Origin of the sequence: uncultured Mycobacterium sp. (assembly GCF_964249325.1) — a bacterium.
Lineage (GTDB): Bacteria > Actinomycetota > Actinomycetes > Mycobacteriales > Mycobacteriaceae > Mycobacterium.
In genome coordinates this window covers 1-4,701 of record NZ_CAXUCH010000041.1, presented here as the reverse complement: position 1 = coordinate 4,701, position 4,701 = coordinate 1, and the positions used below count along the sequence as shown (strand labels likewise).

The following is a 4,701-nucleotide window of genomic DNA, read 5'->3' as shown; positions in this document are numbered from 1 at the left end:
GGTTTGGGGTGGGCCCCCGGCACCGGGGGGGTGGGGGGGGGCCGGGGGGGGGGGGGGGGGGGGGGGGGGGGTTGGGTTGGGGGCCCCCCCCGCCGGGGGGGGGGGGGTCGGCCCGGGTACGCGAGACGCTGTTCGTCGACGGGGTGCGCCTGGCCCGTCCGGTCCGTTCGACCGATGGCCGATATGTGGTTTCCGGCTGGCGCGCTGACACGTTCGTCGCCGGTAGGCCCGAGCCCCGCCACGACGAAGTGGTCTCGGTGGCGGTGCGGTTGCATGAGGCGACCAGCAAACTGGAGCGTCCACGTTTTCTGACCCAGGGCCCGACATCGCCGTGGGCGGAGGTGGATGTCTTCATCGCCGCCGACCGTGCCGCCTGGGAGGACCGTCCGCTGCATTCGGTGCCGCCTGCGGCGCGGATAGCCCCCCCGACGGCCGACACCCAGCGTTCGATCGACCTGATCAACCAGCTTGCGGGGTTGCGCCGACCGACAAAGAGCCCTAGCCAATTGGTGCACGGGGATCTTTATGGGACGGTGCTTTTCGCGGGCACTGCTGCTCCTGGCATCACTGACATCACGCCGTACTGGCGGCCCGCATCGTGGGCGGCGGGCGTGGTCGTCGTTGACGCGCTGTCGTGGGGGGAGGCTGACGACGGCTTGATCGAGCGGTGGGATGCGCTGCCGGAATGGCCGCAGATGTTGTTGCGCGCGTTGATGTTTCGGTTGGCGGTGCATGCGTTGCACCCGCGGTCGACGGCGGTGGCATTCCCTGGGTTGGCTCGCACCGCGGCGTTGGTCCGGCTGTTGCTTTAAAAGCGGTGACGGGCCTCCTCCAGCGCGACCCTGCCGTCGACCGCGAGCACCCCTTCGGCGCGCAGTAGCTCCAGCTGCCGGGTGGCCAGGTGCCGCGCCGGGCGACCGGAGGCGGTGATCACCCGGTGCCATGGCAGATCTGCGGAGTCGGTGCGCATGATCCAACCGACGATGCGCGGGCTGGAAAGCTCTGCGGCAGAAGCGATATCGCCGTAGGTAGCGACCCTGCCGGCGGGAATCGCGGCGACCAACGCCCGCACCCGCTCCACCTGTTCGCCGGTAACCGTTGCCATGGTCAGGGCAGCCGTTCGCGGATCACGGCGGCAACTTCCGCGGGCTTGGCCAGCGGCACCATGTGGTCACACTCCACATCGATCAGGCGGAAATCGGACCCAAGCCGCCCCTGCAGTTCCCCGATGAGCTTTTCGCCCACGTATGCCGGCGAGGTCCACGTCGCGCGCATTAGCGTCGTCGCAGTTCCCTTGGGCGGCAAGACGATGTCACGGGCCAGCTCGCTCCAATAGGACATCATCGCCGGAAGGCTGATTCGCCAGCCGTACCGTCCGCACGGCAGCGCCACAAGGTGCTGGTCGAGTTCGGCGTCAAGCAGCGCTGGGTCGACGGCGGCCCATGAGCCGGTCGCTTTTTCGGCACGCGCCTCCTCGACATCGGGGTAGTCGGGGGAGGCGAGCATGGCGTCGGCGATCTCGCGCATCCACTGGCCGTCCAAGCCGATCGCCGGGTCCAGCAGCACCAGCGCAGCCACCAGGTCCGGGCGGGTGGCGGCCAGATGCAGCGCCACCGCACCGCCGAACGAATGGCCCACCACCACCGCGGGGTGATCGCCCTGCTCGTCGAGCCAGGCTGCCAGCGACTTGACATTGGCATCGATGGTCGGTGCGGCCCACGACGACCTGGCGTGCCCGATCAAATCCGGTGCGGCAATGCTGGTCTCGGGTAAGTGGTGAGTGGCTAACCGCTGCCAGCGCTGCCCGTGCCCGGTGAGCCCGTGCAGTGCCAAGACTTGCGCGGGGCCCTGCGGGCCGTACTGGTGCACATGAAGATCGTCGGTCACGCGTCGATCGTGCCAGCCTGCGCGCAAAGCGTGAACCGGCCTTGGGGGGTAGCGCCTTAACCCGACGAAATATGTGACAAATGGCACAGGTTATATGTGGCAAGCGTGCATGGCCGAAATGCGATGACCGATCGTCAGCCACGCAGGCCAATTCACAGGCGATCCCGATGCGAAGGATGCGAGAATCGATGAACGAATACCGTCGGCCCCCGCAGACACGCCGGGCCGGCGCACGGATTCTCGACACCGCCGAAGGTGTGCTCGTCGCCTTACGCCGGTACCGGGTTGACCGGGCGTTCGTCGAAATCATGCAGACGGCTAAGCAGCACAGCCTCAACCCGGTCGGTCTTGCTGACGCGTTGGTCGCCCTCGCCGAGGACCAACTCAGCACAGATGTCGACGACGCGGCTGCCGCTGTCGCGCTGAAGACCTGGGGTCACCTGTTCAGCGGGGACAACCGAGTTGGGGCAGCAGCAGAGCACATGAACAACTTCCCCAGCGAGGCCGACGCCTAGCGCAATAGGAGTTTTACACCTGACTTTCCAGGTCGTCTTCTGGCAGCGGCACGATGGTGGCCTGGTCGATCACGTCGGCTTCGTTGGCCTCCCGGTCGCCGATGTCTGCGACATAGTCGGTGTCCAGCTGGATCTCGTCGCCGATCTCGACTGTTCGGTGCTGGTCGATCGCGTCGGCTTCAGGTGTTTCGTCAACCGGCAGGATCTTCTCGACGTCCGCCATGATTCCTCCTCCTCTTGTTTCCTGCGGTGGCGCCTGAGGCCCGCTTTCGGCCGGCTTTCAATTGGGCATTGTCGGACTGTAGCTGCGTGTTATCGAACTCGAGTTGACTGTTCCTGTTCTCCAAGTCGAGTATGCGTGCGATGCCGGCGAGGTTCACCCCCTGAGCGACCAATTCAGAAATCCGCTTCAGGAGCCGCAGGTCGTCGTCGCTGTAGCGGCGCACGCCGCCGTCGGTACGAGATGGCGTCAGCAGTCCCCGGCGCTCGTAGAGCCGCAACGTCTGCGGCGCGATCCCGGACAGTTCGGACGTCACCGAAATGCCGTACACCCCACGCGCGGAACGTGGTAACGAGTCCTCGGTCAACCCTTCCTCCATCGCGACATCCACGCGATTACTACTTGCGCAACCATACCATACGTGGTATCACAAAGCTATGTCAGCAGACATAGATCATCTGCTGTAGCTGGGAGGTGAAATATGGTGTTGATGCGAACAGACCCGTTCCGGGATCTCGACCGCTGGACACAGCAGGTGCTCGGTACGGCGGCCCGGCCCGCCGTCATGCCGATGGACGCCTGGCGCGAGGGTGACAAGTTCATCGTGGAGTTCGACTTGCCTGGCGTGAATACGGATTCACTCGATCTCGACGTGGAACGCAACGTGCTGACCGTCCGCGCCGAACGACCCGACCTCGACCAGAACCGGGAGATGGTGTCGGCTGAGCGGCCACGAGGGGTGTTCAGCCGTCAACTATTCCTTGGCGAGAACCTCGACACCGACAGAATCGAGGCTAGCTACCACGACGGGGTATTGCGGCTCGCTATCCCGGTGGCCGAGAAGGCAAAGCCCCGCCGCATCGAGATCAACCGCGAGGCCGAGCGCACGGCGATCAAGGCCTGACGCCCCGGCTCACTCGCCACATCCGCGGCCAGGCCGCGATCCCCCGCTGGTCGGCGTGTTCGTGGCAATGGTTGGCGAACAATCGAGGAGGTGATGCCCCGACTGTTTGGGACGGTTAAGACGGTTAGAACCCATGCAGTGACACTGCCGTCCGCGAATGTTGCTACGTACCGAAGACGCGACTGACGCAGCACGACTGCGCGCGCACCGCCACTAAGCGTGGCTTTCGCAGCGGACCGCACAGACGTCAGGGTGGGCGCGCATACGATGGCACCCGAAGGCGCGCCCACCCTGCGCACCTCCGTCGGCGCGGTGGAAAGATGCGGTGGCCCAAGATGACGGACCCATACGCGGTGCTTGGCGTATCGCCGAGCGCCAGCCAAGACGAGATCACGCATGCCTACCGGCGGGAATTGCGTGCGCATCACCCTGATGTCCGCCCGGCAGAACCGAATTCAGCTGCCGACGAACGGCTGCGACAAATCCTCGCCGCCTACGCGTTGTTGCGTGATCCGCGCCGCCGCTCGGACTACGACCGCACCTATGCCGTCGAGGAAAGGCCCCCTCCGGCTCCTGTAATGGTCACCCATATCGGCTTTCCCGACGATCGCCCGCCATTGTGGGCCGGCCCGGTCCGCTGGCATCGCTGACTGCGCCTGACCTGCAGTCCTGGTCGCGTAGGGCTGACTTGTCAGACCCCGGTGGTGTCATGCCGCCATGGATCGCTGGGATGCCGAGGCTCGGGTGGCGTTGGATCCTGGCCTGCGTGGGCGGCTGCGTGTGCTCGGCGGGCCGGGAACCGGCAAGAGCAGCCTGTTGGTCGATGCTGCGCTAGCCCATATCAGCGCAGGGGTCGACCCGCAATCGGTTCTGCTGCTTACCGGTTCGGGCCGGATCGGACTGCGCGCACGCGCTGCAATGACTAGCGCGTTGCTGCGCTCGCGCCGTGATCGCCGGTGCCCGGCAGTGACCCGCGAGCCGTTAGTGCGCACCGTGCACAGCTATGCGTTCGCGGTGCTGCGGCTCGCCGCCCAGCGGGCCGGCGATGCACCACCGCGGCTGGTCACCAACGCCGAACAAGACGCGATCATCCGCGAACTGCTGGCCGGTGACATCGCCGACGGGCCGGCCGCGACGGTCAAGTGGCCGCCGCAGTTACGCCCGGCGTTGGGCAC

Annotated in this window: 8 protein-coding genes and 1 pseudogene; 5 read left to right on the top strand and 4 right to left on the bottom strand. The window is 66.2% G+C overall.

Annotation, left to right across the window (positions count from 1 at the left end; translation table 11 throughout):
- Window positions 1–98 precede the first annotated feature (98 nt).
- A pseudogene (locus ACFE99_RS07820) lies at window positions 99–812 on the top strand (TIGR02569 family protein); the annotation flags it as partial.
- Here the strand turns inward: ACFE99_RS07820 and ACFE99_RS07815 are convergent.
- Entirely contained in the window at window positions 809–1,105 is a 297-nt protein-coding gene (locus ACFE99_RS07815; RefSeq protein ID WP_375484025.1) for an MGMT family protein, read from the bottom strand. The pseudogene ACFE99_RS07820 and the gene ACFE99_RS07815 sit on opposite strands and share 4 nt — an antisense overlap.
- 2 nt (window positions 1,106–1,107) lie before the next feature.
- Complete coding sequence (locus ACFE99_RS07810) at window positions 1,108–1,887, bottom strand: alpha/beta hydrolase (RefSeq protein WP_375484023.1); 780 nt, start codon at window positions 1,885–1,887, stop codon at window positions 1,108–1,110.
- A gap of 188 nt (window positions 1,888–2,075) precedes the next feature.
- Here ACFE99_RS07810 and ACFE99_RS07805 point away from each other — a divergent pair, with 188 nt between their 5' ends.
- Window positions 2,076–2,402, top strand: coding sequence for a hypothetical protein (locus tag ACFE99_RS07805; RefSeq protein WP_375484021.1), 327 nt, complete (start codon window positions 2,076–2,078; stop codon window positions 2,400–2,402).
- A gap of 13 nt (window positions 2,403–2,415) precedes the next feature.
- Here the strand turns inward: ACFE99_RS07805 and ACFE99_RS07800 are convergent, their stop codons facing one another.
- Both ACFE99_RS07800 and ACFE99_RS07795 read right to left on the bottom strand, forming a co-directional pair.
- Complete coding sequence (locus tag ACFE99_RS07800) at window positions 2,416–2,625, bottom strand: hypothetical protein (protein ID WP_375484019.1); 210 nt, start codon at window positions 2,623–2,625, stop codon at window positions 2,416–2,418.
- Window positions 2,594–2,989 carry a MerR family transcriptional regulator gene (locus ACFE99_RS07795; RefSeq protein WP_375484060.1) on the bottom strand — a complete coding sequence of 132 codons (396 nt, stop codon included), beginning with the start codon at window positions 2,987–2,989 and terminating at the stop codon, window positions 2,594–2,596. The genes ACFE99_RS07800 and ACFE99_RS07795 overlap by 32 nt, the downstream gene beginning before the upstream one ends.
- A gap of 114 nt (window positions 2,990–3,103) precedes the next feature.
- On the opposite strand from ACFE99_RS07795, the gene ACFE99_RS07790 reads away from it, so the two are divergent.
- The 3 genes from ACFE99_RS07790 to ACFE99_RS07780 all read left to right on the top strand — a co-directional run.
- Window positions 3,104–3,526 carry an Hsp20/alpha crystallin family protein gene (locus ACFE99_RS07790; protein ID WP_375484017.1) on the top strand — a complete coding sequence of 141 codons (423 nt, stop codon included), beginning with the start codon at window positions 3,104–3,106 and terminating at the stop codon, window positions 3,524–3,526.
- A gap of 335 nt (window positions 3,527–3,861) precedes the next feature.
- Complete coding sequence (locus tag ACFE99_RS07785; RefSeq protein ID WP_375484015.1) at window positions 3,862–4,176, top strand: J domain-containing protein; 315 nt, start codon at window positions 3,862–3,864, stop codon at window positions 4,174–4,176.
- A 67-nt stretch (window positions 4,177–4,243) separates the two neighbouring features.
- Window positions 4,244–4,701: UvrD-helicase domain-containing protein (locus tag ACFE99_RS07780; RefSeq protein WP_375484013.1), on the top strand; the 458-nt coding region annotated here is incomplete at its 3' end.

Bases quoted from the DNA above. Each gene is read 5' to 3' on its own strand.
- ACFE99_RS07815 (WP_375484025.1), bottom strand. From the start codon at position 1,105: ATGGCAACGGTTACCGGCGAACAGGTGGAGCGGGTGCGGGCGTTGGTC.
- ACFE99_RS07785 (WP_375484015.1), top strand. From the start codon at position 3,862: ATGACGGACCCATACGCGGTGCTTGGCGTATCGCCGAGCGCCAGCCAA.
- ACFE99_RS07805 (WP_375484021.1), top strand. From the start codon at position 2,076: ATGAACGAATACCGTCGGCCCCCGCAGACACGCCGGGCCGGCGCACGG.
- ACFE99_RS07790 (WP_375484017.1), top strand. From the start codon at position 3,104: ATGGTGTTGATGCGAACAGACCCGTTCCGGGATCTCGACCGCTGGACA.
- ACFE99_RS07800 (WP_375484019.1), bottom strand. From the start codon at position 2,625: ATGGCGGACGTCGAGAAGATCCTGCCGGTTGACGAAACACCTGAAGCC.